General features: G+C 68.5%; 23 protein-coding genes. 11 read left to right on the top strand and 12 right to left on the bottom strand.

Features of this window, described 5'->3' with window-relative positions; all coding sequences use genetic code 11:
• Position 1: 1 nt before the first annotated feature.
• From ispE to AC5P8C_RS15685, 3 genes are read right to left on the bottom strand one after another with little or no spacing between them, the layout of a single operon-like run.
• Positions 2 to 871 carry a 4-(cytidine 5'-diphospho)-2-C-methyl-D-erythritol kinase gene (gene ispE, locus AC5P8C_RS15695; protein WP_019661166.1) on the bottom strand — a complete coding sequence of 290 codons (870 nt, stop codon included), beginning with the start codon at positions 869 to 871 and terminating at the stop codon, positions 2 to 4.
• Positions 868 to 1,527 carry a lipoprotein insertase outer membrane protein LolB gene (gene lolB, locus AC5P8C_RS15690; protein WP_019661165.1) on the bottom strand — a complete coding sequence of 220 codons (660 nt, stop codon included), beginning with the start codon at positions 1,525 to 1,527 and terminating at the stop codon, positions 868 to 870. Before lolB ends, ispE begins: the two co-directional genes overlap by 4 nt.
• Complete coding sequence (locus AC5P8C_RS15685) at positions 1,524 to 3,209, bottom strand: tetratricopeptide repeat protein (protein ID WP_026347150.1); 1,686 nt, start codon at positions 3,207 to 3,209, stop codon at positions 1,524 to 1,526. The genes lolB and AC5P8C_RS15685 overlap by 4 nt, the downstream gene beginning before the upstream one ends.
• A gap of 63 nt (positions 3,210 to 3,272) precedes the next feature.
• Between AC5P8C_RS15685 and hemA the strand changes: the two genes are divergently transcribed.
• The 4 genes from hemA to ppk2 all read left to right on the top strand — a co-directional run bounded on the left by hemA (position 3,273) and on the right by ppk2 (position 8,183).
• Complete coding sequence (gene hemA, locus AC5P8C_RS15680; RefSeq protein WP_019661163.1) at positions 3,273 to 4,556, top strand: glutamyl-tRNA reductase; 1,284 nt, start codon at positions 3,273 to 3,275, stop codon at positions 4,554 to 4,556.
• A complete protein-coding gene (gene prfA, locus AC5P8C_RS15675) occupies positions 4,534 to 5,616 on the top strand; it encodes a peptide chain release factor 1 (protein ID WP_019661162.1) in 1,083 nt (360 codons plus the stop codon). Before hemA ends, prfA begins: the two co-directional genes overlap by 23 nt.
• Positions 5,617 to 5,621: 5 nt before the next feature.
• On the top strand, positions 5,622 to 7,325 hold the full coding sequence (locus tag AC5P8C_RS15670; RefSeq protein ID WP_019661161.1) for an O-linked N-acetylglucosamine transferase, SPINDLY family protein: 1,704 nt from the start codon (positions 5,622 to 5,624) through the stop codon (positions 7,323 to 7,325).
• Between the two features lie 75 nt (positions 7,326 to 7,400).
• Complete coding sequence (gene ppk2, locus AC5P8C_RS15665) at positions 7,401 to 8,183, top strand: polyphosphate kinase 2 (RefSeq protein ID WP_019661160.1); 783 nt, start codon at positions 7,401 to 7,403, stop codon at positions 8,181 to 8,183.
• Positions 8,184 to 8,770: 587 nt separating this feature from the next.
• Here the strand turns inward: ppk2 and AC5P8C_RS15660 are convergent.
• Positions 8,771 to 9,340, bottom strand: a complete 570-nt coding sequence (locus tag AC5P8C_RS15660) for a TlpA family protein disulfide reductase (RefSeq protein WP_019661158.1) — start codon at positions 9,338 to 9,340, stop codon at positions 8,771 to 8,773.
• On the bottom strand, positions 9,337 to 10,611 hold the full coding sequence (locus tag AC5P8C_RS15655) for a YihY family inner membrane protein (protein ID WP_019661157.1): 1,275 nt from the start codon (positions 10,609 to 10,611) through the stop codon (positions 9,337 to 9,339). Before AC5P8C_RS15655 ends, AC5P8C_RS15660 begins: the two co-directional genes overlap by 4 nt.
• Before the next feature lie 77 nt (positions 10,612 to 10,688).
• On the opposite strand from AC5P8C_RS15655, the gene wrbA reads away from it, so the two are divergent.
• From wrbA to AC5P8C_RS15640, 3 genes are all read left to right on the top strand, one after another.
• On the top strand, positions 10,689 to 11,282 hold the full coding sequence (gene wrbA / locus AC5P8C_RS15650; protein WP_019661156.1) for an NAD(P)H:quinone oxidoreductase: 594 nt from the start codon (positions 10,689 to 10,691) through the stop codon (positions 11,280 to 11,282).
• Complete coding sequence (locus AC5P8C_RS15645) at positions 11,279 to 11,614, top strand: DUF2069 domain-containing protein (protein ID WP_019661155.1); 336 nt, start codon at positions 11,279 to 11,281, stop codon at positions 11,612 to 11,614. The genes wrbA and AC5P8C_RS15645 overlap by 4 nt, the downstream gene beginning before the upstream one ends.
• A gap of 79 nt (positions 11,615 to 11,693) precedes the next feature.
• Positions 11,694 to 12,179: an asparaginase domain-containing protein gene (locus tag AC5P8C_RS15640; protein ID WP_010481766.1), complete on the top strand. Its 486-nt coding sequence runs from the start codon at positions 11,694 to 11,696 to the stop codon at positions 12,177 to 12,179.
• 119 nt (positions 12,180 to 12,298) lie between these two features.
• Here the strand turns inward: AC5P8C_RS15640 and AC5P8C_RS15635 are convergent, their stop codons facing one another.
• The 3 genes from AC5P8C_RS15635 to sufT form a co-directional block, all read right to left on the bottom strand.
• A complete protein-coding gene (locus tag AC5P8C_RS15635) occupies positions 12,299 to 14,041 on the bottom strand; it encodes a S8 family peptidase (protein ID WP_019661154.1) in 1,743 nt (580 codons plus the stop codon).
• A 451-nt stretch (positions 14,042 to 14,492) separates the two neighbouring features.
• Positions 14,493 to 15,587, bottom strand: a complete 1,095-nt coding sequence (locus AC5P8C_RS15630) for a branched-chain amino acid aminotransferase (RefSeq protein ID WP_019661153.1) — start codon at positions 15,585 to 15,587, stop codon at positions 14,493 to 14,495.
• A 59-nt stretch (positions 15,588 to 15,646) separates the two neighbouring features.
• Positions 15,647 to 16,198, bottom strand: coding sequence for a putative Fe-S cluster assembly protein SufT (sufT, locus tag AC5P8C_RS15625; RefSeq protein WP_005415385.1), 552 nt, complete (start codon positions 16,196 to 16,198; stop codon positions 15,647 to 15,649).
• A 122-nt stretch (positions 16,199 to 16,320) separates the two neighbouring features.
• On the opposite strand from sufT, the gene AC5P8C_RS15620 reads away from it, so the two are divergent.
• A complete protein-coding gene (locus tag AC5P8C_RS15620) occupies positions 16,321 to 16,740 on the top strand; it encodes a hypothetical protein (RefSeq protein WP_019661152.1) in 420 nt (139 codons plus the stop codon).
• Between the two features lie 111 nt (positions 16,741 to 16,851).
• On the opposite strand, the gene AC5P8C_RS15615 is transcribed toward AC5P8C_RS15620, so the two are convergent.
• Both AC5P8C_RS15615 and AC5P8C_RS15610 read right to left on the bottom strand, forming a co-directional pair.
• Positions 16,852 to 18,312 (bottom strand): NAD(P)(+) transhydrogenase (Re/Si-specific) subunit beta, encoded by a 1,461-nt coding sequence (locus AC5P8C_RS15615; RefSeq protein ID WP_019661151.1) that lies wholly within the window; start codon positions 18,310 to 18,312, stop codon positions 16,852 to 16,854.
• Positions 18,309 to 18,629, bottom strand: coding sequence for an NAD(P) transhydrogenase subunit alpha part 2 (locus AC5P8C_RS15610; RefSeq protein ID WP_019661150.1), 321 nt, complete (start codon positions 18,627 to 18,629; stop codon positions 18,309 to 18,311). Before AC5P8C_RS15610 ends, AC5P8C_RS15615 begins: the two co-directional genes overlap by 4 nt.
• A gap of 98 nt (positions 18,630 to 18,727) precedes the next feature.
• Here AC5P8C_RS15610 and AC5P8C_RS15605 point away from each other — a divergent pair, with 98 nt between their 5' ends.
• Genes AC5P8C_RS15605 through AC5P8C_RS15595 form a run of 3 tightly spaced genes read left to right on the top strand, consistent with a single transcriptional unit; the run spans position 18,728 to position 20,100 of the window.
• Positions 18,728 to 19,312, top strand: coding sequence for an RNA polymerase sigma factor (locus AC5P8C_RS15605; RefSeq protein ID WP_019661149.1), 585 nt, complete (start codon positions 18,728 to 18,730; stop codon positions 19,310 to 19,312).
• The gene (locus AC5P8C_RS15600) at positions 19,309 to 19,635 is read left to right on the top strand and encodes a hypothetical protein (RefSeq protein ID WP_019661148.1); all 327 of its coding nucleotides are present in this window, start codon (positions 19,309 to 19,311) and stop codon (positions 19,633 to 19,635) included. Before AC5P8C_RS15605 ends, AC5P8C_RS15600 begins: the two co-directional genes overlap by 4 nt.
• 3 nt (positions 19,636 to 19,638) lie before the next feature.
• Entirely contained in the window at positions 19,639 to 20,100 is a 462-nt protein-coding gene (locus AC5P8C_RS15595; RefSeq protein ID WP_019661147.1) for a DUF3106 domain-containing protein, read from the top strand.
• 100 nt (positions 20,101 to 20,200) lie between these two features.
• Here AC5P8C_RS15595 and AC5P8C_RS15590 read toward each other — a convergent pair whose 3' ends face one another.
• Positions 20,201 to 21,280, bottom strand: a complete 1,080-nt coding sequence (locus tag AC5P8C_RS15590; protein ID WP_019661146.1) for an NAD(P) transhydrogenase subunit alpha — start codon at positions 21,278 to 21,280, stop codon at positions 20,201 to 20,203.
• A gap of 52 nt (positions 21,281 to 21,332) precedes the next feature.
• Positions 21,333 to 23,654 (bottom strand): PacR family protein, encoded by a 2,322-nt coding sequence (gene pacR / locus AC5P8C_RS15585; RefSeq protein ID WP_019661145.1) that lies wholly within the window; start codon positions 23,652 to 23,654, stop codon positions 21,333 to 21,335.
• Positions 23,655 to 23,708: the final 54 nt, after the last annotated feature.

Genomic DNA, 23,708 nt, shown 5'->3' with positions numbered 1-23,708 from the left:
ATCAGTGTTGCTCGAGTGCATCCAGCAGTGGCGAACGCGCTACGCCCGCTGCCACCCTTGCCCGCAACTCCTTCGGCAACTTCGACCGTCCCTGCTCTGCGGCAGACTGCGATGCGAACTCGACGAAACAACCACTTCCCGAACCGGTCAGCCGCGCCGTGCCGATGTCGCTCAACGCGGCGAACGCTGCCTCGACGGCAGGCTCACGGCGGCGCAGCACCGGTTCGAACGCGTTCCCGACCAGGGTCCCGGAAGCGAAGTCCTCTATTTTCGCCACTGGGCTGTCGCGCGTCAAATCCGGGTCTGCAAACAGTGCTGGCGTAGGAACATGAACGCCCGGTTCGACCAGCACGTACCAGGCCGGGGCCAGAGTGATCGGCTGCAGGCGCTCGCCCACGCCTTCGGCCCAGGCGTTGCGCCCGCGCACGAATACCGGCACATCTGCGCCCAGGCGCAGGCCCAGCGCCGCCAAAGCCTCTTCATCCAGACCCGCCCGCCACAGCCGGTTCAGCACCACCAGCGCCGTGGCCGCGTCGGACGACCCCCCGCCAAACCCACCCCCGGCGGGAACGTGCTTTTCGATGATGATGTCTGCACCTTGCTCGACCTTTGCCGCTTCCTGGAGCAGGCGCGCGGCACGCACCGCCAGGTCATCAGCCTCGGCCACGCCGGCCAGGCCCTCGCCCTCACGGCGCACCTGGCCGTCTTCACGCAGGCGCAGGCCAATGCGATCGCCCCAGTCCAGCAGGCGGAACACGGTCTGCAGCTCGTGGTAGCCGTCGGCGCGGCGGCCGGTGATGTGCAGGAACAGGTTCAGCTTGGCCGGGGCCGGCCACCAGGACCAGCCCGCGTCATCGTGCCCGGCACTCATGGGGCGCCCTGCCCCCACTGGTCCACCAGCAGGCGCACCTTGGCGTCGCCATTGCTGGCCTCGATCCGGCGCGGCAGCGCCGGGCGTCCGGCCTCGGCCGGGTACCAGTCCAGATACTGCACCTGCCAGCCCATCTGCTGCATGCGACGCGGCCGGCCGTCAGCGTCGCGCTCGACCTTCTCCGGACCGGCAGCATCGCCGGCCACCAGGCCACGGATCCACTGCGGCAGCTGGTTGACCGGTATGTCCCAGCCGGTCGCTTCCAGCAGCAGCTGCTGGGCGTCCTCGCCGTCACGCGGCCCGCCGGCCAGTCCTTCCAGGCGGCCGGCTTCGGAATGGGTATCGCCGGCCAGCTTCCAGCTCTGCCGGGTCACCGGCGCGCTCAGCTCGACCACATAGCGGCGTCCTTCCTGCTTCCAGTCGATGCGTCCGCTGCCGCCGTCCTTGCCCTTGCTGACCGCGACCCGGCCCTGGAAAGCCCAGTCCGGCTGTGCCTGCAGCGCGGCCACGCGCGCCGCCTCGGCCTGCGCCGCTTCGGCTGAAACAACCTCGACCACCGCCGGCGCCGGGGTCTTCTGCGTGCCCACGCTGGTACAGGCGGTCACCGCCAGGGTCACGGCCGCCAACAGCAGCGGCCGGATCAGGGAAACACTCATGGATTGAATTTCTCGCGGGCGCGCAGCAGCGCGCGGTTTTCAGGATCGAGCTTGGCCGCTTCTTCGAAGAAGTGGCGGGCCTCGTCATGCTTGCCCAGCACCCAGAGCACTTCGCCAACGTGGGAAGCGATCTCCGGGTCCTTGGCCAGGGTCCAGGCCCGGCGCAGCTGCACCAGTGCTTCTTCCTTGCGACCCAGGCGATACAGCACCCAGCCATAGCTGTCGACGATGGCGGCGTTGTCCGGTTCGGCCACGCGGGCGCGGTCGATCAGCTCCAGCGCTTCCTGCAGGCGGCCGGTACGGTCGGCCAGGGTGTAGCCCAAGGCATTCAGGGCCGGCACGTTTTCCGGGTCGGTCACCAGGATCTTGCGCAGGTCGGCCTCGGCGCGCGGGATATCGTCGCGGCGCTCCCAGGCGAGTGCACGGGCGTACAGCAGGCCGTTGTCATCGGGGTAGGCGGCCAGGCCGCGGGCCAATGCATCCAGTTCGCCGGCACTGTCATCGCCACGCTGGCGCAGTTCAGCCTCCAGCAGATAGGCGTCGCGACGCACATCGTCATCGACCACCGCATCGGACTGGATCGCGTGCACTTCATCCAGGGCCTGCGGCAGGCGCCCGGCCAGGGCCTGGGCATTGGCGGCGCGCAGGCGTGCTTCGCTCAGCTCATCGCCGCCGGGCACGCTGTGGTACCACTGCACCGCCTCCGGATAGCGCTTCAGGTACTCGGCGATCTTGCCCAGCAGCAGGCGCTGCGCCGGGTCCGGCTTGGCCGCCTGCCGCGACAGTTCGTTGTAGAGATTGGACAGCGCTGCCTTGTCGCCCTGCTTGGCCAGCAGCGAGGCGCGCATGCCCCAGGTCTGCACGTCCTGCGGGCCGAACGCCAGCACGCGCTCGGCCGCAGCAGGCTGCCCCAGGCTGTCGTAGGCGATGGCCACCGCATTGCGCAGTTCCGGGTCCTGGCGCGTCTTCGGCTCCACATCGTGCAGCAGCGACAGCGCCTTGTCGGTCTCGCCCGCTTGTTGCAACTGGCTGGCGCGCAGCAGTGCCACACGTGGCTCTTCCGGGAAGCGCTTGACCACCTCATCGATCATCCGCCGCGCCAGCTCGGGCTTTTCCATGCGCAGCGCGAGTCGGCCAAACTCCTGCCAGGCCTCGATCTTCGGCGGAATGGCATTGGCATCGACCAGCTCGCCGAGCACCTGCGCCGGCACCGCCGGGTCGCGCCCACCGCCGATCAGCGCGGCCAGGGCGAACTTCCAGCCGCGCTCGTCGGGGTCGGCCAGCAGCGCCTGCAATTCAGTGCGGGCGGCCTTCACATCGCCCTGGCGCATGGCCAGCGCACCGGCGGCGCTGCGCAGGGTCAACGAGCTTGGCGCGCGCTGCTGCCACAAGGCCAGGCCCTTGGCGGCGCTGGCGTCATCGTTGGCGAGCATGGAAATGCGGGTCGCGCGCTCGGCCAGGCCGGCGTCGCCGTCGGTCTGCTGGGCCGCCTGCAGGTACCAGCGCGCCGCCTCCGCCAGCTTGCCGGCCTGCAGCGCGAACTCACCGGCCATCACCGGTTCCAGCGCCAGTTCCTCAGTGGCCGGGGCCCTTACAGGGGCCTTGGCCGGCACCGCCGCCAGGGCCTGGCTGCAGGCCAGGGACAGCAGCAGAACACTGGGGATGCGAATCAATGCGGGCATCGTCGGCATCGGGGCCTTAAAATGTCGTCCAATGGCCAGCAGCTTATCGCAAGCAACTGAACAATGACCCTGTGGGTGCTCGGACTGAATCACCAGACCGCACCGGTGGAGCTGCGCGAGCGCGCGGCCTTCGCCGGTGAGGCGTTGCCGCGCGCGCTCGGTTCGCTGCGCGATACCCCGCAGATTGCCGAGGCGGTGCTGCTGTCCACCTGCAACCGCACCGAACTGTACGCCGTGGCCGAGTCGGCACAGGCGCTGGACCAGTGGCTGCGCAGCCAGGCCGGTGACCTGCAGGGCTATCTGTACCAGCATGCCGATGCCGAGGCCGTGCGCCACCTGTTCCGGGTCGCCACCGGGCTGGACTCGATGGTGCTGGGCGAACCGCAGATCCTCGGCCAGGTGAAGGACGCCTGGTCGACCGCGCGCGACCATGGCCTGCTCGGCCAGCGCCTGGACCGTCTGTTCCAGCAGACCTTCTCGGTGGCCAAGCGTGCGCGCACCGATACCCAGGTCGGTGCCAACCCGGTATCGGTGGCGTCGGCCGCGGTGCGCCTGGCGCAGAACGCGTTCGCCCGGCTGGACGACTCCACCGTGCTGCTGGTTGGTGCCGGCGAGACCATCGAACTGGCTGCACGGCACCTGAGTGAAGGCAAGGTACGGCGGCTGCTGATCGCCAACCGCACCCTGGCCCACGCGCAGGAACTGGCCAGCCGCCATGGCGGCGTGGCCCTGCCGCTGACCGAACTGGACCGCCACCTGGGCGAGGCCGACGTGGTGTTCTCGGCCACCGCCGCGCGCGAGCCGGTGATCCATCGCGAGATGGTGGCCAAGGCCCTGCGTGCACGCCGGCACAAGCCGATGCTGCTGTTCGACCTGGCCGTGCCGCGCGACATCGAAGCCGAGGTCGGCACGCTCAACGACGCCTTCCTCTACACCGTCGATGACCTGGAACGCGCGGTGGAAGACAACCGTCGTGGCCGCCGCGAGGCCGCTGCCGAGGCCGAGGCGATCATCGACCTGCAGGTATCGCGCTTCATCGAGACCCAGCAGGCCAGCGCCCACCAGGCACCACTGCGGCAGCTGCGCGCGTTCGGCGAAGCCACCCGTGCCGAGCTGCTGGAGCGCGCGCGCCAGCAGCTGGCCAACGGCAAGCCCGCCGACGAAGTGCTGGAACTGCTGGCCCACGGCCTGACCAACCGCCTGCTGCACCCGCCGACCGCCGCACTGCGCGCCGCCGCGCTGAGTGGCGATGCCGACCTGACCCGCGCCGCCGAGCGCCTGTTCCCGGCCACGCCGGGTTACCGCCACCCACCCGTGAGACCCGATGACGCCGACCCTGCGCCGTAAGCTGGAAGCGCTGGCCGAGCGCCGCGAAGAACTGGAACGCCTGCTCGCCGAACCCGATGTGGTCGCCGACAACACCCGTTTCCGCGACCTTTCGCGCGAATTCGCCCAACTTGAACCGGTTGCCACTGCACTGGCCGATGAAGCCCGTGCCAAGGCCGACCTGGCCGCCGCCGAAGGCATGCGCGCCGATCCCGATCTGCGCGAGCTGGCCGACGAGGAGATCGCCGCCGCGCAGGCGCGCCTGCAGGCGCTGGAGCAGGAGCTCGCATTGCTACTGGTGCCACGCGACCCGCGCGACGAAGGCAACCTGTTCCTGGAAGTGCGCGCCGGCACTGGCGGCGACGAAGCCGCGATCTTCGCCGGCGACCTGTTCCGCATGTACGCCCGCTATGCCGAGCGCCAGGGCTGGAAGGTCGAGATCGAATCGGACAGCCCGGGCGAGCACGGCGGCTACAAGGAGGTGGTGGCACGCGTGGTCGGCCGGGGAGCGTTCTCGCGGCTGAAGTTCGAATCGGGCACGCACCGCGTGCAGCGCGTGCCGGCCACCGAATCGCAGGGCCGCATCCACACCTCGGCGGCCACCGTGGCAATCATTCCGGAGGCCGACGAAGTCGATGACATCGTCATCAACCCCGCCGACCTGAAGGTGGATACGTTCCGCTCGTCCGGCGCCGGTGGCCAGCACGTCAACAAGACCGAGTCGGCGATCCGCATCACCCACCTGCCGACCGGCGTAGTGGTGGAATGCCAGACCGAACGCAGCCAGCACGCCAATCGCGACAAGGCGATGAAGCGCCTGAAGGCGCAGCTGCTCGATGCCGAACGCCAGCGCCAGGACGCGGCGCAGGCCGAATCGCGGCGCCTGCAGGTCGGCAGCGGCGACCGCAGCCAGCGCATCCGCACGTACAACTTCCCGCAGGGCCGGATCACCGACCACCGCGTGGAAGGCCTGACCCTGTACGACCTGCCCAACATCCTGGCCGGCGACCTCGACCCGCTGCTGCAGCGACTCAGCCACGAACACCAGGTCGACGCCCTGGCGCAGTTGTCGGCGGACTGATCACGATGACGGCCTGGCAGCAGCGACAGCACCTGCAGCAGGCGATCGCGCGCCAGCCCGGCGACTTCGTGGCCTGGGTGATGCTGGCCGACCTGGAACTGGAAGCCGGCGACATCGCTGCCGGCGAGCAGGCCGCACGACGCGCACTGCAACTGCGCCCCAACCACCCCGAAGCGCTGGCGCGGCTGGGCCGCGTGGCCTGGATGGCCGGCGCACATGGCGATGCAGCGAAGCTGCTGGGCCAGGCTTCGGCACTGGCCCCGCAGCACCCGGGCATCGCGTTGTGGCTGGGCCATGCGCTGGAAGATGCCGATGATGCCGAAGGGGCGGCGACGGCCTATCGCCGCGCGCATGCGCTGATGCCGGGCGAACCCTATATCGCCGCCCAGCGCCTGGCCTGGCAGCGCCGCCTGTGCGACTGGCAGGACGTGGACGCACTGGCCACACAAGTGCGTGGCGCACTGGCCAGCGGCCAAGGTGTGGTCGAACCGTTCGCGTTCCTCAGCGAGGATGCCACCGCAGCCGAACAGCTGGCCTGCGCGCGCGCGCGCGCCGCGGTGATTGCTTCGGGAGTGCGTCCCCTTCCCGCCACGAAGGTGCGCGGGCGCGGCCCCTTGCGGGTCGGCTTCCTGTCCAATGGCTTTGGCGCCCATCCCACCGGGCTGCTGACCGTGGCCCTGTTCGAGCAGTTGCGTCATGACCCGGCAGTGCAACTGCATCTGTTCGCGTTGAATCGTGATGACGGCAGCCGCATCCGCCAGCGGCTGCAGGCAGCGGCACAGCTGCATGATGTGGCTGGCCTGCGACATGCCGATACCGCCGCACGCATCCGCGCACAGGGCATCGACCTGCTGTTCGACCTGCGCGGATGGGGCGGCGGCGGCACGCCGGAGGTACTGGCGATGCGCCCTGCCCCGCTGCAGTTGAACTGGCTGGCTTACCCCGGCACGTCCGGGGCGCCGTGGATGGATGCCGTGATCGGCGACAGCTTCGTTTTGCCAGTTTCACTGGAGCCGCACTACAGCGAACGGGTGCTGCGCCTGCCGCGTGCCTTCCAGCCCTCGGACAACACCCGCATGCTGGAGCCGGCACCGTCCCGCGCCGAGTGCGGGTTGCCCGGAAACGGCGTCGTGTTCTGCTGCTTCAACAACAGCTACAAGCTCAACCCGCGCAGCATGGGCCGCGCCTTCGCAGTGCTGCAGGCGGTGCCCGGCAGCGTGCTGTGGCTGCTGTCCGGCCCCGGCCATGCCGACGCCCGCCTGCGCAGCGCCGCACAGGCCGCTGGCCTGGACCCAACGCGGCTGGTGTTCATGGCCAAACTGCCGCATCCGCAGTATCTGGCCCGCTATCAGCTGGCCGACCTGTTCCTCGACACGCATCCGTACAACGCCCACACCACCGCGTCCGACGCGCTGTGGGCCGGCTGCCCGGTGCTGACCTGCCCCGGCGACACGTTCGCCGCGCGCGTGGCCGGCAGCCTCAACCACCATCTGGGACTGGCGCGGATGAATGTCGCCGACGATGCGGCGTTCATCACCACCGCCAGCGCGCTGGGCAATGACCCGGCGGCGCTGGCCGCGTTGCGCGCTGAACTGGCACAGGCGCGCGAGCGCAGCGGGCTGTTCGACATGGGCGGGTTTGCCCGCGATCTGTCAGCGTTGGTGCAGCAACTGGCACGTGAGAACGGCTGGACGGGCGCAGCAGGGTAAGCGCGACCAGGTAGCGTCGACATCGCCTGGGCAGCCCTTGCGCTACGCTCGTGCTTCCTCCCCGCGGGTGTGACGATGGCCAAGCTCAAGCGCAAGGACTACGACGAACTGCTGCTGCCTTTGCAGCTGGAACTGACCGCCATGGCGCGCTGGGTGCAGCACAGCGGGCAACGCCTGCTGGTGCTGTTTGAAGGGCGCGACACGGCGGGCAAGGGCGGCGCGATCCAGGCCATCAGCCAGCACCTCAACCCGCGCCAGTGCCGCGTGGTGGCACTCCCCAAGCCCACCGACCGCGAAGCCACGCAGTGGTACTTCCAGCGCTACGCCTCGCACTTGCCCGCCGCCGGCGAGATCGTGCTGATGGACCGCAGCTGGTACAACCGCGCAGGCGTCGAACGGGTCATGGGCTACTGCAGCGAGACCGAGTACCAGCAGTTCCTGCGCCAGGCGCCGGTGTTCGAACAGCTGCTGGTGGATGACGGCATCCTGCTGTTCAAGTACTGGCTGTGCGTGGACCAGGAGCAGCAGGAGAAGCGCTTCGCCGAGCGCCACCTCGATCCGCTGAAGGGCTGGAAGCTGTCCCCGGTGGACCTGAAATCGCGCAGCAAGTACAGCGCCTATACCGAAGCCCGCGAGGCGATGCTGCGCGCGACGCATCGCGAGGCGGCGCCGTGGACGCTGGTGGATTTCAACGACCAGCGGCTGGGCCGGCTGACGCTGGTGCGCAACCTGCTGGACCGGTTGCCCGATACGCGGGTGGATGCACCGTTGCCCGAGCTGCCGAAGCTGAAGGGCAAGCTGCATCGCGAGCACTACGATGTGCTGAAGCCGATCGAGGACTTCCCGGTCGAGGAATAGGGTGGGTCGGCAGGGCCTGCGGCCCTGCACCTGCTCAAGCAACGGCAACAGCAACAGCCAGAGCGGGATTTCCGTGGAATGGCGGGGCGGTGTCGGAGTGCGGGGACGCCGCAAGTACGTCCTTGTAGGCTTGGCAGCCGCATCCATGCGGCTGACACCCCGCACTCCGGCACCGCCCCACCTCTGACAGATTCCGGCGATCTGGTAGATCCACGCCATGCGTGGATGAATCTCCATTGAAATCGAATATTTCGACAATTGAACGAAGAGCACCCACGCATGGCGTGGATCTACGTGTCGACCAGGGTCGACATCCACCAAGAGCAGGGCATGCATTCCGACAGCTCGCGGAGAACTGTCGAAGGCGGGGTGGGTCCGGTGGCGGGGGCGTGAGCCGCATGGATGCGGCGACCGAGCTTACATGGACGTACTTGCAGCGCCCCCGGCCACCGGACCCACCCCGCCTACCCACAGGAAACCCCGCTTGGGCTGTTGCTGTTGCTTCGGCTGTTGCTGTTGCTGTTGCTGCCGGCCAGCGGCCAGCACTACCGCGGGTGCAGGGCCGCAGGCCCTGCCGCCCAACCCCATTACCTGGCAGCCGCGATCTGCTTTTCGATGTCGGCGGCGGTCACCGGGCCAAGGAACGTGTGCGCCAGCTTGCCCTGCGGATCCAGCAGGTGCGTCAACGGCAAGCCGCGTGGCGTGGCGAAGTCCGCCGGCGGATCGAACGGGTCCACGATCACGATCGGATAGGTCACCGGATGCTTGGTCAGGAACGACTGCATCTCCGGCACCTCGATGTCTTCATAGGCCAGGCCGACCACTTCGATGTTGCTGCGCATCGCATGCAGCGCCGACAGCTCGGGCATCTCCTTGCGGCACGGGGCACACCAGGTCGCCCAGAAGTTCACCACCACCCACTTGCCGCGATGCGCGGCCAGGTCGTAGTCGCTGCCGTCCACCGCCTTCATCTTCAGCGTCGGGAACTCGGCGGTGGTACGTTCGGCCGGGGTCTCCTCCACCGCTGCGGGGGTGGCCGGGGTCGGTGCCTGTGCCGGTGGCTGGCTGCTGGCGGGGGTGGGCTCCTGGGCCGGCTTGCAGGCCGACAGCGCCAGCAACAGTGCCAGCGGCAGCAGCAACGGGGTCTTGCGGGTCATGGCATGTCTCCGGAATCGGTGTAGATATCGCTGACCTTGCGCTTCAGGCGTTCACGCAGGGGCAGTCGCAGATCGTCCAGCGCCGCCAATGCGGCACGTCCCAGGCTGTCATCACGATACGGCAGGTGCTGCTCGGCCACCGGGATGCGCAGCTGGGTGCATTCGTAAAGATCGGCCAGGCTGACTTGGTCCAGATCGCGCGACAGCAGCCACTCGCCGCGCTCATCGCGACGCAGCAGGTCGATGTCCTGCAGATTGCAGATCAGGTCCTGCAGCAGTGAATCGGTCAGCATCGGCTCCAGCCGCAGGATCTCGTCATCGGCCAGGCCCTTGCCCTTCGCCCGTGCATGCTGGAAGCGGCCGAGCAGGCGAAGCAGTCCATAGAACTCATACCCCTGCGGCAGGCGCAGTTCCACCGGCTGGTAGCGGAAGGCCGCCATCGACGAAGACAATGATGCGCCGAGCAGCACCGCCACCCAGCACAGGTAGATCCACAGCAGCAGGATCGGCACGAAGGCCACCGTGCCATACAGCTTCTGGTAGGACTGGAAGCTGCCCAGATAGGCCCCGATTCCCCACTTCACCAGCTCCAGGATCACCGCCGCCAGAATCGCGCCGGGTATCGCGTGCCGCCACTTCACGGTGTGGTGCGGCACCACCCGGAACATCAGCGTGATGCAGACGAACTCGATCAGGATCGGCGCCAGCCGCAGGGCCAGTTCGGCCAGCCAACGGCCCTCCTGGGTACCGAACAACGGCAACGCGAACACCCGCGCCGACACCGCCAGCGACGCAGCGGCGAGCATCGCGCCCAGGGTCAGCACGGTCCAGTAGACCAGGAAGCGGGTCAGCTTGGGCCGGGTGGAGCCAACCCGCCAGATCTGGTTGAAGGTCTCTTCCACGCTGTTGAGGGTGATCAGCAGCGATACCACCAGCGCGATGAAGCCGGCGGCGGTGAGCTGGCCGGCGCTGGCCGAGAACTGCCGCAGGTAGCCCTCGGCCGCGCGCGCGGCGTTGGGCACGAAGTTGGAGAAGACGTAGTCGCTGAGCTGGTCGCTCCAGCGGTCGAAAACGGGGAAGGCCGAGAGCACGCCGAACACCACGATGGCCAGCGGCACCAGCGCGAACACCGTGGTGTAGGCCAGCGCCGCCGCTGCCTGGAACAGGCGGTCGTCGAGGAAGCGATGCCACAGGAAGCGGCCGAAACTGATGGCCCGTGCGCGATCCCGCGCGCGCTCCATCCACAGGTTGAGCGTATCCAAAGGTTCCATCGGCGAAAGGGTACCCGATGCGGAATGCTGGCAGGATAGCCATACTGGTGGCCACACGACGAGGAGAAGCGGGCACGATGGGCGAGATTCTGGTGCTGTACTACAGCCGGGGCGGTTCGGTGGCACGGCTGGCGCGCCAGATCGCGCGGGGCGTCGGCGAAGTGCCTGGCATGAACGCGCGCCTGCGCACGGTGCCGCCGGTGGCTGCGGTGACCCAGACCGCACAGCCGCCGGTGCCCGACGATGGCGCCCCCTACGTGAGCGTGCAGGACCTGGCCGAATGCCAGGGCCTGCTGCTCGGCAGCCCGACCCGCTTCGGCAACATGGCCGCGCCGGTGAAGCATTTCCTCGACGGGCTCGGCGCCGAATGGGTCAACGGCACCCTGTCGGGCAAGCCGGCCGGGGTGTTCACCTCGACTGCTTCGATGCATGGCGGCCAGGAATCGACCCTGCTGTCGATGCAGGTACCACTGCTGCACCATGGCTGCGTGATCGTCGGCATCCCGTTCACCGAGCCGGCGCTGAGCCACACCACCAGTGGCGGCACGCCGTATGGCGCCAGCCACGTGGCCGGTGCCGCCGACGACCCGCAGCCGACCGACGATGAAGCCGTGCTTGCGCGCGCGCTTGGCCGCCGGGTGGCCGACATCGCGCAGCGTTTGGCCCGATGAGCACCGGGCAGCGCACGGTCCTGCTGCTGGCCCTGATGGGGCTGGCTGCGCTGTTCGCCGGCTGGTTCATCAATGACAAGCACTGGCTGGCCACCCAGCTGGTGTTTACCGCGCCACCGCTCGCGCTGGCCATTGCGCTGCGCCTGGGCTGGCGCAGGACGGGTTTCTGGGCCTCGGTGCTGGCCCTGGGCTGGTTCAGCCACGGCGTGATGAGCGCCTGGAGCCACCCGCAGACGCGCTGGCTGGCGCTGATCGAAATCACACTGGCCCTGCTGGTGATCTTCAGCGCCAGCCTGCCAGGGCTGCGCGCCCGCTTCGGCAAGCGACGCTGACGCTGCGCCCGCCGGGCCGTATCATCTGTGCTCCCGGCCCCGCGCCGCTGCACCTGTCCTGGTTTCGCGCATGCACATGATGGAAGAGCTCCTGGTCGTCACCACCGGTGGCACGATCGACAAGATCTACTTCGACGACAAGTCGGACTACCAGATCGGCGATCCGCAGATCGGCATGATCCTGCGCGAGCTGGGCGTGACGTTCCGCTTCAACGTGATTCCGATCCTGCGCAAGGATTCGCTGCACATCAACGATGAGGACCGCGAGCTGATCCGCGCCACCATCGCCGCGCAGCCGACCCGGCACGTGCTGGTGACCCACGGCACCGACTCGATGGTGCAGACCGGCAAGGTGCTGGCGACGATCCCGGACAAGACCATCGTGATGACCGGTGCACTGAGCCCGGCACGCTTCCGCGGCTCGGATGCGGAGTTCAACATCGGCTGTGCGATCGGTGCGGTGCAGTCGCTGCCGAGCGGCGTGTACATCGCGATGAACGGGCGGATCTTCGACCCGCAGCACGTGCGCAAGAACGTGGCCGCGAACCGCTTCGAATCGGTCTGAGGAACAGCGTGCCGACCAAGGTCGGCACCCACCATGGCGCGGCGGCACGTACCACCGCCGGCCCCATGCAAGAACGCCCCGGCCTGGGCCGGGGCGTGCCCATGGAGAGGGACTTGGGCTCAGTACTGGGCGTTGAGGGTCACGCCCGAGAAAGTGCTGTACGCCTTCACCCGCACATACCAGGTACCGGCGGCCGGACTGTTCACCGTGCAGGTCTCGCTGTTGCCGCTCAGGTACGGACGGCAGGTGTACACCGTGTCGGTCGGCGCGCTGCCCTGGCGGATGTAGAGGTCGGCGTCACCGGTGCCGCCGCTGATCGCCACGCGCAGCTGGCTGCTGCCGGCCGGGACATTGACGGTGTAGCTGAGCGATGAACCACTGCTGGCCGACAGGCCGGTGACCGGCACATTGTTCTGCAGGACGTTGCCGCCCGGATTCGGAGTGCCGCCCCCGTTGATGGCCGCGGACACCGCAGCGTTGGCGTCGATGATGCCGGCACCGCAGCCACCCGAGCATGACCCCGGCAGCGGGCGTGCGGTGCTCTTGATGATGCTCTCGACCTGCGCCGGGCTAAGCGGGCTTGGCGCGACCGATTGCATCAGCGCAACCACGCCGGCCACATGCGGCGCCGCCATCGAGGTGCCGTTGTACGACGCGTAGCTGGCGCTGCCCGGCGTGGTGGTGCCGGTGTTGAGCGTGGACAGGATGCTCTGGCCCGGTGCCGAGATGTCGATGCCGGTGCCGTAGTTGGAGAAGCTGGCACGCGCACCGGCCGAGGTTGTGGCCGCCACGGCAATCACGTTCGGGCAGTTGGCCGGCACCGACGAGGACACGTTGGTGTTGCTGTTGCCGGCGGCGACCACCACGGTGGTGCCACGGCCGACAGCGCCATTGATCGCATTCTGGTAGGTGGTGGAGCAACTGCCGCCACCACCCAGCGAGAGGTTGATGACTTCAGCCGGGTTGGCATTGGCCGGCACGCCACTGACGGTGCCGCCGGAGGCCCATACGATCGCGTCGGCGATGTCGGAGGTGTAACCGCCGCACTTGCCGAGCACGCGCACCGGCACAACCTTGGCGTTGAACGCGGTACCGGCCACGCCGGTGCTGTTGTTGGTCACTGCCGCCACGGTGCCGGCGACGTGGGTACCGTGCCAGCTGGAGTTGGAGGCCGGGATGCCCGAGCCGCACTCGTTGGCGCCGTACCAGTCGCCTTCATCGTTCGGGTTGTTGTCGCGACCGCCACCATCGCGCGCCATCGCGGCGTCGCTGATGAAGTCGTAGCCGGGCAGGATGTTGGCGTTGAGATCGGGGTGGTTGGTGATGCCGGTGTCGATCACCGCCACGACCACGCCGGTGCCGGTCGACTTGTCCCAGGCCGGCTGCACGTTGATCGACGCATTGGAGGTACCGAAGCCCCACTGTTCGCTGAAGCGGGTGTCGTTCGGGGTCAGCGTCGCGCGCATGATCTGGTCGACTTCGACGTACTCCACGTTCGGATCGGCGGCCAGCTTGCGCATCAGCAACTCCGATTCAGCCTGGTCGAGCGGGCGATCGGTCCTGACCAGGGTCGGGCCGACGGCCAGCTTGCGGACCTGCTGCAGGCCCAGTGCGCGGCCCTGGCTGCTGGCCAGGCCGGCGGCGGCATTCTTCAGTGAAGAGGCCAGTGCGGTGGTGTTGGCCACCGGCGCGCTGCCGTCGCGGTACTTCACGATGAAACGCTGGTGGGTCGGCGCGGACTGCAGGCCGCTGAGCTGGACATCGCCGGCCAGCGCAGGCGTGGCCAGCAGCAGCGATGACAGAACGGACGCACCAAGGACCACCCACACTCGACGCACACGCGGTTGCGTTACCTGGGACATCGTATTTCCCTTTCTTGTGGTGTGAATGCCGGAATCGGCAGAAGCACCGGCCCGAACCCTGGGCTGGCTTGCATTGGCGAGGTTCGAAGTCCGGCGAGCCAGCGGATCCCCCTAACGATCCGCCGTGCAGATGACGCTAATGGCCGAAACCGGACACCACAAGATTTTCAGCGTCTTTTCAGCTAGATGAAATGTTCGTTCTGAGACTTTTCGGGTCAAGGGTTTGTGAAGGTGAAGGAACTTTCTCGCGTCCTGCACAGACCTGACTGGGCCATCACATGTCCCGGAATGACTTTGCCGACATCGGCGTCCGCCGATCCGGGGTCAGATGCCTTTTCACGCGGAAAGGGATCTGACCCCTTGGCCTGAAATGCAGAAAGCCCGTCGCGGGGACGGGCTTTCCAGAAGCGCAGCCGGGCGCGGGCCCGGCTCTACGATTCGATGTGGGCGATCAGCCCAGCTTGACCAGCCAGTTGTGGCGGTCCGGCAGGCGGCCGTACTGGATGTCGGTCAGTTCCTTGCGCAGCGACATGGTCACTTCGCCGGCCGGGGCGTTGATGTCGCCCACCGAGAAGCCCTCGCCCTTCAGCTGGCCGATCGGGGTGACCACCGCGGCGGTGCCACAGGCAAACACTTCGCTGATCGCACCGGAGGCGACGCCGTCCTTCCACTCGTCGATGCTGACCTTGCGTTCTTCGACCTTCATGCCGCGGTCGCGGGCCAGCTGCAGGATGCTCTCGCGGGTGATGCCCTCGAGGATGCTGCCCGACAGTTCCGGGGTGACCAGCGTGCCGTCCTTGTAGACCAGGAACACGTTCATGCCGCCCAGTTCTTCCAGGTACTTGCCTTCGACCGGGTCGAGGAACAGCACCTGCGAGCAGCCCTGTGCCTGCGCCTTCTGCTGCGGCAGCAGCGAGGCGGCGTAGTTGCCACCGCACTTGGCAGCACCGGTGCCGCCCTTGGCCGCACGCGCGTATTCGGTGGACAGCCAGATCGACACCGGGGCAACGCCCTTGGCGAAGTACGGGCCGGCCGGGCTGGCGATGACGTAGTAGCCGGCCTTGTGCGCACCGCGCACGCCGAGGAAGGCTTCATCGCCGATCATGAACGGGCGGAAGTACAGGCTCGACTCGTCGGCCGACGGCACCCAGTCGCCGTCGACGGCGATCAGCTGCTTCAGCGATTCGACAAAGATCTCCACCGGTAGTTCCGGCAGCGCCAGGCGCTGCGCCGAACGCTGCAGGCGACGGCCGTTGGCATCCGGGCGGAAGGTCCAGATCGAGCCGTCAGCATGGCGGTAGGCCTTGATGCCTTCGAAGATCTCCTGGCCGTAGTGCAGCACGGCCGCGGCCGGGTCCAGCTGCAGCGGACCGTAGGCACGCACGTTGGCGTTGTGCCAGCCGGTGTCCTTGTCCCAGCGTACTTCCACCATGTGGTCGGTGAAGTGCAGGCCGAAGCCCGGCTTCTCCAGGATCTTGGCGCGCTCTTCAGCGCTGCGCGGGTGGTCCGAACGGGTGACGGCGAAGCTGGGAATGGACTGGGACACCGGAGATTTCCTGTTCTGGTTGCGGGTATTGCCGGGCCCGCGTCACTGCGGGCCGTGGGTCAAAGCATGCCGGTCTCGAGCCGGGCCGCCTCGGACATCATGTGCTGGTTCCACGGCGGGTCGAACACCAGGTCGACGTCGGCCTCGGCCACCGTCGGGATCATTTCGAGTTTGCTGCGCACGTCGTCGACCAGGATCTCGCCCATGCCGCAACCCGGTGCGGTCAGGGTCATCTTCACATCGATCTCGCGCTTGCCTTCGTCCAGGTGCTTGATCTCGACCTCGTAGACCAGGCCCAGTTCGACGATGTTCACCGGAATTTCGGGGTCGAAGCAGGTGCGCAGCTGCTGCCATACCAGCTGTTCCACCTGTTCATCGGTGGCGTCGGCCGGCAGTTCCAGCGGTGCCGGCGCTTCCTTGCCGATGGCGTCGCCGTCCTTGCCGGCGATGCGGAACAGGTTGCCCTCGACGAACACCGAATAACTGCCGCCCAGCGCCTGGGTGATGTACCCATAGCTGCCGGCGGGCAGGGTCACGGTGTCGCCCTGCGGGACCATCACGGCCTCGCAATCGCGTTCGAAGTGGACAGGTTCGCTGCTACGGGAATACATGGGGACCGATATGGGGCCGTGGCCGGGGCCACGCAAGACGGCATTCTAGCCCAGCCGCCCTGCCGCCGCCGGTGCACTGCGGCAAACCACAGTATCCTGTGGGTGATCTTCAGGGAGCTTCGATGTCCTCCAATGCCGCGCGTGCCAGGACCGTGACCTGGCTCTGGCCCATCATGCTGTTGCTGGGCCTGCTTGTTGCTCCCCTCGCCTGGATGGTGCTGGCGCTGATGACCGGCCGGCAGGTCGGCTGGATGGCGGTTGTGACCGCCCTGGAACTGGTGTTCATGCTGCGCATGGGTACGCTGGGCCCGGGCCGGCTGCGCATTGCACTGGTCGTGCTGGGCACCCTGCTGGTGACCGCCGTCGCCAATTGGACCATCGCCAGCGCCTGGATGGGCGGCTCGATCGGGCTGGACCTGTGGGACGCGACCCTGCGGATGGGCCCGCACCTGGCCTGGACCCTGATCGCCCTCGCCAATGGCGCGGTGGAATGGCTGTGGCTGGCGCTGGGCGTGGCCGTGGGCGCCTGGCTGGCGCGCTGACCGCGCAGATCCACGTCACGCGTGGATGAGGGTAGCGCCGGGCCATGCCCGGCGAGCGCAGCGGTCCGCACGAAACGCCGCCGGGCATGGCCCGGCGCTACCGGTACGGCCTCAATGCCCGCCGTCGAGCGCCTTCAACTCGCTGACCAGCGAGGCTGCCGCTTCGGCACCATCGCCGTACAGCATGCGGGCGTTGTCGGCGTAGAACAGCGCATTCTCGATGCCCGCAAAACCAGTGCCCTTGCCGCGCTTGATCACCACCACGTTGCGCGCATTGACCACGTCCAGCACCGGCATGCCGTAGATCGGGCTGGCCGGGTCGGTGCGTGCCACCGGATTGACCACGTCGTTGGCACCAATCACCAGCACCACGTCGGTGTTGGCGAACTCCGGGTTGATGTCGTCCATGTCGGCGATCAGGTCGTAGGGCACACCCGCTTCGGCCAGCAGCACGTTCATGTGCCCGGGCATGCGCCCGGCCACCGGATGGATGGCGAACTTCACCTTCACCCCGCGCTGGCCCAGCCGCTGCGCCAGCTCCCAGATCTTGTGCTGGGCCTGCGCCACGGCCATGCCGTAACCAGGCACGATCACCACGCGTTCTGCGTAGGCCATCATCGCCGCGACATCCGACGCTTCAATCGGCTTCTGCGCACCGCTGATCGCCTGCGCTTCCCCGCCGGCGCCACCACCGAAGTTGGAGAACAACACATTGCGGATCGGCCGGTTCATCGCCTTGGCCATCAGCCGGGTCAGCAGGATGCCGGCGGCGCCGACCATCATGCCCGCGATGATCAATGCCTCGTTGCCCAGCACGTAGCCTTCGAACGACACCGCCAGGCCGGTGAACGCGTTGTACAGCGAGATCACCACCGGCATGTCGGCGCCACCGATAGGCAGCGTCATCAGCACGCCCAGCGCCAGCGCCAGTACGAAGAAGGCGATGATCGCCCAGGTGCTGAGCGTGCTGGCGGCGATGATCGCCAGCACCACCACGGCCAGCGCCACCAGCAGGTTCATCACCTGCTGGCCGGGCCAGGTCACGCGCTTGTCCAGGCGCCCATCCAGCTTGGCCCAGGCAATCACCGAACCGGACAGCGACACGGCACCGATCGCCGCGCCGACCACCGCCAGCAGCAGCACCGTGCCCGACGGCTGGCGCGCGGCCAGGTCGGCCAGCGCCTGCGCGCTCCAGTGGCGGGTATCGCGATGGGCCAGGAAGGCGTAGCGCAGCAGTTCCACCGCACCGATCGCCGCCGCCGAGCCACCGCCCATGCCGTTGTACAGCGCCACCATCTGCGGCATGTCGGTGATGGCGACCTTGCCGGCCGACCACCAGGCCAGGCCGGCGCCGAGCAGCAGCGCCACCAGGATCAGCGGCACGTTGTGCAGTTCGGGGAGCAAGAAGGTCGCCACCGTGGCCAGCAGCATGCCCAGCCCGGCCCAGCGGATGCCGCTGCGCGCGGTCAGCGGCGAGGCCATGCGCTGAAGGCCCAGAAGGAACAGCGTGGCGGCAGCGAGGTAACTGGCCTTGACCAGCCAATCGAGCAGTTCGACGGTGCTGATGTTCAAGCCTGCGGCTCCTTCGGTTCGTCCTGGCCCCCCTTGGGCGCGCTCGGCTTGAACATTTCCAGCATGCGCGCGGTGACCACGTAGCCACCGGCGGCGTTGCCGGCACCGAGCACCACGGCGAGGAAGCCCAGGGCTTTCTCCAGCGGCGTCTGCGCATGCCCCAGCACCACCATCGCGCCGATCAGCACGATGCCGTGGATGAAGTTGGAGCCCGACATCAGCGGGGTATGCAGGATCACCGGCACCCGCGAAATGATCACGTGGCCGGCGATGGCCGCCAGCATGAAGATGTACAGCGCCACGAACCCGTCACTCACTGGCAACGCTCCTGCTCTGTCTTCGTCGTCCCATCATAACCATGGGCTGAACCCCGCGTGCACCCGGCGTCAACCGAAGCGGCGCTCACGCGTTGTCGATGGTGACCCCGAGCGAGGAACCGTACCCTGTGCTGGTGAGCAGCCCCGTCCCCCCGAGCGCCGAGACCGATGCCCCGCCGGCATCGCTGGAGGCGTTCCTGGCCAGCGTCGGCCCGCGTGCGTTCCGCTTCGCCGAGGCCGGCCTGCGCCAGCGCGAAGACGCCATGGATGCGGTGCAGGACGCGCTCATGCGCATGCTGGACTACGCCGACAAGCCGGCGGCCGAATGGGCACCGCTGTTCTGGAGCATCCTGCGCCGGCGCGTGATCGACGTGCAGCGCCGGCGCCGCTTCCGCCTGCCGTTCTGGCGCGACAACCAAGACGCGGAAGGCGGCGGGATCGACTGGGCCGATCCCGGCCCCGACCCGGCACAGGCGCATGAACAGCGCCAGCAGTACCAGCAGCTGGTGGACGCGTTGCGCCGCCTGCCCGCCCGCCAGCGCGAGGCCTTCACCCTGCGCGTGCTGCAGGACCTGGACGGGGCCACCACTGCCCGCGCCATGGGCTGCAGCGAAGGCGCGGTAAAAACCCATCTGGCACGCGCCCGGCAGGCGCTGCAGGATTATCTGGAGATCCACCCGTGAAACGCTCCCTGCCTTCCGACGACACCCTGCGCAGCCTGCATGCGCAGTCGCTGCAGGCGCTGTCGCCTGCAACGTTGGCCCGGCTGCGCCACGCTCGCCACGGCGCCACGGCCGCCCACCGGGGGCGCTGGCGCTGGTGGCTGGCCAGTGCGTGCTCGCTGGTGGTGGCGCTGGGAATAGGCCTGCAGTTCACCGGCCATGGCACGCTGACGGGCCCTGCGCCGGCACCTGTGCTTGCCGCGGTGGAAGACAACAGCGCGCTCTACGACGAAAATCCCGATCTGTACCTGTGGCTGGGCGATACCGACCTGGCGATGGAGTGAATCATGCCCCGACTGCACACCCTGCCCCTGCTGATGACCCTGTTGCTGCTGCCGGCCGTCCCGGCGGTGGCGCAGAGCGCCGCGCCCGCCCCTGCCGCACGCCCTGCGCCGGCCGCACCGCTGCCGGCCTGGGAACAGTTGAGTGAAGCGCAGCGGGAGTCCCTGCTGGCGCCGCTACGCGACCGCTGGAACAGCGCCGATGCCGGCCAGCGCCAGCGCATGCTCTCGCACGGCCAGCGCTGGCAATCGATGAGTCCGGAAGAGCGCGACAAGGCCCGCCGCGGCCTGCGCCGCTTCGAGCACATGAGCCCGGAACAGCGCGAGCAGGCCCGCGCCCTGTTCGGCCAGATGCGGGGGCTGCCCCCCGCGCAGCGCGATGCCCTGCGCGAGCGCTGGTCACAGATGACGCCGGAACAGCGCAAGGACTGGGTGCGCGACAACCCGCCGCCGGCGAAGCCCCGGTAAGGCCAGATTCAATCCTCTGTAGCGCCGAGCCCACGCCCGGCTGCTTCATCGCGTCTGCGCAAGCCGAGCATGGGCTCGGCTCTACAGCATGCAGGTCAGGTCACGCCTGCCAGCGCGTCTTGGCCAGCAACTCGTCTTCCCAGTCGAAACCGAGCTGCCCTTCGCGCACGAACAGCGCGACGAAGTTGAGCAGGTTGCGCGCATACATCTCGCTGGCCTGGGTCGCGCCGCGGCTGGCCAGGCCCAGTGGGCCATCAATGGTCACGCCCTGGTGTTCGATGCACTGCCCCGGCTGGGTCAGAGCGCAGTTGCCACCGCTCTCGGCAGCCAGATCCACGATCACGCTGCCAGCAGCCATGCCCTCCACCATTGCCGCAGTCACGATCGTCGGCGCCGGTCGCCCCGGCACCGCTGCGGTGCAGATCACCACATCCACGCTGCGCAGGTGGTCGGCCAGCCGGCGCTGCTGCTCGGCGCGCTCCTCATCACTCAGTGCGCGCGCATAACCGCCCTCGCCGGCCGCACTCACGCCAAGATCGAGGAAGCGTGCACCCAGTGACTGGATCTGCTCGCGGGTTTCCGGGCGCACGTCGAAGCCTTCCACCTGTGCACCGAGGCGGCGCGCGGTGGCAATGGCCTGCAGGCCCGCCACGCCGGCACCGATCACCAGCACCTTGGCCGGGCGCACAGTGCCGGCGGCGGTGGTCAGCATCGGGAAGAAACGCGGTGCACGTTCTGCAGCGATCAGCGCCGCCTTGTAGCCGGCCATGCCGGCCTGCGAACTGAGTACATCCATCGCCTGCGCACGGGTGGTGCGCGGCAGCTGCTGCAGCGGGAACAGCTGCAGGCGACCATCGGTCGCCAGCGCGGCCAGCGCCGGATCGCTGGCCGGGGCCAGCAGGCCGACCACGCTGGCGCCGGGCTTGAGCTGTTCCAGCACCGCCGCAGGGGGGGCCTGCACGCACAGCAGGATGTCGATCTCGGCCCAGCGGCCCGCGTCGAAGACGCGTGCACCGGCATCGTCATAGGCGGCGTCGGTGAAACCAGCGGCCAAACCCGCGCCCGCCTCATACCAGACGGCAATGCCCATGGCCCCGAGCTTGCGCGCGGTTTCCGGCGTCAGCGCCACGCGCCGTTCGCCCGGCGCGGTCTCCTTGATCCCCAGCAACGCCACGGCCATGCAGGTCCCCGCTGATCGGTGAGTTTTCCCGATCCTAGCAGGCGGCCACGGCTCAGTGCAGCGTTGCGCTGCCCGGGTCCAGCCGATCGATCACACCCTGCATCGCGCTGTCGAAGGCGCCATCGTCAACGTGGGCACGCAGGCGGCCCAGCCGCACCATCACCGCCAGTTCTTCCGGCGAGGCCACGCAGAAGCGCACGCCCCGACGGTTGACGAACAACAGACGCGAGGAAATCGGGCTGACCCAGGACAGCTTGCCGGCCTGGACCTTGCCGTCCTTGTCGACGAAATCCAGCCAGTTGCCGATTTCCATGCGGCGGAAGCGGTCGGCATCGGCGTTGTCGAAATCGTCGGCGTCGATCTGCCCGCCGAGCTCGACCGCTGGCGATTCAGCCACCGGCGGTACCGGCAACGCAACCTGCGGCAGCTCCGGCAGCGCGCGCTGCAGCTCCGGCCGCGATTCGGCAATGCCCTGCAAGGTGTCATGCAGGGCATCAATGGCGCCGGTGGCGGCATCACCGTGCACGCCAACGCTGCCGAACACCTTGGCCAGCGCCGGCTGCCAGGCCTGCAGCCATGGCTTGCCGACGATCTGGCGGCGCGCCTCGGCCACTTCCTCCAGCAGGCCGTCGGCCAGGCTCAGTGCCTCGGCCACCGACGCGCCCTCCTCGCCCTCGCGCAGCAGGGCCAGGGTCAGGTGGTGCTGCCACGGCTGGCGCAGGAACTCGGCGATGGCCGGCGGCAGGGAGGCATCGCCGATGCGACGGTCCAGTTCGGCACCTGCCCGGCTGCGGGCCATTTCCAGCTTTTCCTGGCCACGCTGCGTTTCGGCGGCGCGCCGCTCGGCGATTTCCACGCGGCGGCGGTGCTGCACGAGGAACTCGCGGAATTCCTCTTCCAGGGTCAGGAAGATCGCCAGGTTCTCGTTGAACTCGGCCACCAGCCGTTCGATGATCTCCTCGACCTTGGCCATCAGCATGCGCTCGGCCTGGCTCTCGCCGGTGTTGCCCTCGCAGGCCTCCGCCAGCGAGTTGAGCAGCTTGCGCGCCGGATGGGTCTTCTGCACGAACATCCGGCGGTCGAGCATCGCCACCTTGACGAAGGGCACCACCAGGCGGCCGATCAGCTCGCGCGAGCGGCCTTCCAGTTCGCGCTCGTCCAGCATCACGTCGAACAGCATGCCCACCAGGTCGATCGCATCCTCGTCCTGCGGGTCCAGCCGGGTCTGGCCCGGATCGACGCCCAGCCGGGTCGCGCTGGACAGTACTTCACTCTTCAACCGCTGCGCCAGGGATTCGCCGTCCTCGCCGATGGCCGCGCGCAGGGTGGCGCTGGGCGTGGCCTGCAGCAGTGACAGCACCGACATCATCTCGCGCTGGCTCAACGGGCGATGCTGGCCGACCGCGACCTGCGCGGCCGAGGTGGCATCCTCGCGAACGTGACGGGTCTGCTGCAGCAGCTCATGCAGGGCCTCCAGCAGCATGCCCTGCTGGCCGGCATACGCCTCGCCGTTGCCGGCATCGTCGCCCCCGAGATGCTGCTGCATGTGGCCACGGCGCTCGGACCAGCGCGCGGCAAAGCGCTGCGCCCAGGCCGGCGCGGCCTGCTCATCATCGCTGAACTCGGATTCCAAGCCCGCCGCGTGGCGCGGCTCGACCAGATCATCCGCCCCCGCCGCCATGCGCGGGTCGGGCGCGGCCGACAATGGACGCCGCGGGGCCCCCACCTGCGACATCACGCCAGCGGCGGCCAGCTGCTCGTCCAGCTTCTCGTAGATGCGGCCCACCGGCGCGCGCAGGTCGCGCTCGCACAGCTTGATCAGCACCAGGTGCACTTCCGGCGCCAGCTCGCAGCCGGCAAAGGCCTCGTGGATGGCCACGCCCAGGTGTTCGGGGCTGACCGGGTTGTGGTCGGCATCCAGCTCGGCGCCGCCGATCAGGCGGCCCAGGCGCTGGTCCAGCCGCGCCAGCACCGGCTTGAAGTCGCGCAGCAGCACGGTGGCGAAATTGCGCACCGCCAGCCGCGATTCCAGTACATGTTCGGCCAGCAGGCTCAGGCCATCTTCGGCAGGACCGGACAGGGTCGCCTCGGCCGACAGCGGCTCGCCGCTGGCGAGCGCGTCCCAAGCCCGCTGCAGATGGCCGGCGAAGGCACCGGCGATGTCCTCGCGGCGGCGGCGCAGTTCACGCATCGCATCCAGGAACAGCAGCTGCGACGAACCGGCATTGCCGGCGCGGTCGAACAGTGCGTCGTCGAAACGCGCCAGTGCGGCCCCGAAAACCTGGCACAGCGCGGGCAGGACCATGTCCCGGGCACGCTGCAACTGGACCGGGTCACGACCCGGCGATCCCATCGGTGTGGGCGCGCTCATCATTCGGGAAGGCTCCCCACCTTCTCTGGTACGACAGTCAGCATGGACATCGCGGCG

Source organism: Stenotrophomonas sp. YJH_SMC_46 (genome assembly GCF_059370315.1).
Note: the sequence above shows the minus strand (reverse complement) of the source record. Positions and strands in the feature narration are given on the sequence as shown.

What these genes read in the sequence shown, in the direction of transcription:
- ppk2 (WP_019661160.1), top strand. Translation starts at nt 7,401, where the DNA reads ATGGCCAAGCTCAAGCGCAAGGACTACGACGAACTGCTGCTGCCTTTG.
- hemA (WP_019661163.1), top strand. Translation starts at nt 3,273, where the DNA reads ATGACCCTGTGGGTGCTCGGACTGAATCACCAGACCGCACCGGTGGAG.
- AC5P8C_RS15590 (WP_019661146.1), bottom strand. Translation starts at nt 21,280, where the DNA reads ATGGCCGTGGCGTTGCTGGGGATCAAGGAGACCGCGCCGGGCGAACGG.
- AC5P8C_RS15595 (WP_019661147.1), top strand. Translation starts at nt 19,639, where the DNA reads ATGCCCCGACTGCACACCCTGCCCCTGCTGATGACCCTGTTGCTGCTG.
- sufT (WP_005415385.1), bottom strand. Translation starts at nt 16,198, where the DNA reads ATGTATTCCCGTAGCAGCGAACCTGTCCACTTCGAACGCGATTGCGAG.
- AC5P8C_RS15645 (WP_019661155.1), top strand. Translation starts at nt 11,279, where the DNA reads ATGAGCACCGGGCAGCGCACGGTCCTGCTGCTGGCCCTGATGGGGCTG.
- AC5P8C_RS15620 (WP_019661152.1), top strand. Translation starts at nt 16,321, where the DNA reads ATGTCCTCCAATGCCGCGCGTGCCAGGACCGTGACCTGGCTCTGGCCC.
- AC5P8C_RS15640 (WP_010481766.1), top strand. Translation starts at nt 11,694, where the DNA reads ATGGAAGAGCTCCTGGTCGTCACCACCGGTGGCACGATCGACAAGATC.
- AC5P8C_RS15685 (WP_026347150.1), bottom strand. Translation starts at nt 3,209, where the DNA reads ATGCCCGCATTGATTCGCATCCCCAGTGTTCTGCTGCTGTCCCTGGCC.
- lolB (WP_019661165.1), bottom strand. Translation starts at nt 1,527, where the DNA reads ATGAGTGTTTCCCTGATCCGGCCGCTGCTGTTGGCGGCCGTGACCCTG.
- wrbA (WP_019661156.1), top strand. Translation starts at nt 10,689, where the DNA reads ATGGGCGAGATTCTGGTGCTGTACTACAGCCGGGGCGGTTCGGTGGCA.
- AC5P8C_RS15605 (WP_019661149.1), top strand. Translation starts at nt 18,728, where the DNA reads ATGGTGACCCCGAGCGAGGAACCGTACCCTGTGCTGGTGAGCAGCCCC.
- AC5P8C_RS15670 (WP_019661161.1), top strand. Translation starts at nt 5,622, where the DNA reads ATGACGGCCTGGCAGCAGCGACAGCACCTGCAGCAGGCGATCGCGCGC.
- AC5P8C_RS15655 (WP_019661157.1), bottom strand. Translation starts at nt 10,611, where the DNA reads ATGGAACCTTTGGATACGCTCAACCTGTGGATGGAGCGCGCGCGGGAT.
- AC5P8C_RS15635 (WP_019661154.1), bottom strand. Translation starts at nt 14,041, where the DNA reads ATGTCCCAGGTAACGCAACCGCGTGTGCGTCGAGTGTGGGTGGTCCTT.
- pacR (WP_019661145.1), bottom strand. Translation starts at nt 23,654, where the DNA reads ATGATGAGCGCGCCCACACCGATGGGATCGCCGGGTCGTGACCCGGTC.
- AC5P8C_RS15660 (WP_019661158.1), bottom strand. Translation starts at nt 9,340, where the DNA reads ATGACCCGCAAGACCCCGTTGCTGCTGCCGCTGGCACTGTTGCTGGCG.
- ispE (WP_019661166.1), bottom strand. Translation starts at nt 871, where the DNA reads ATGAGTGCCGGGCACGATGACGCGGGCTGGTCCTGGTGGCCGGCCCCG.
- prfA (WP_019661162.1), top strand. Translation starts at nt 4,534, where the DNA reads ATGACGCCGACCCTGCGCCGTAAGCTGGAAGCGCTGGCCGAGCGCCGC.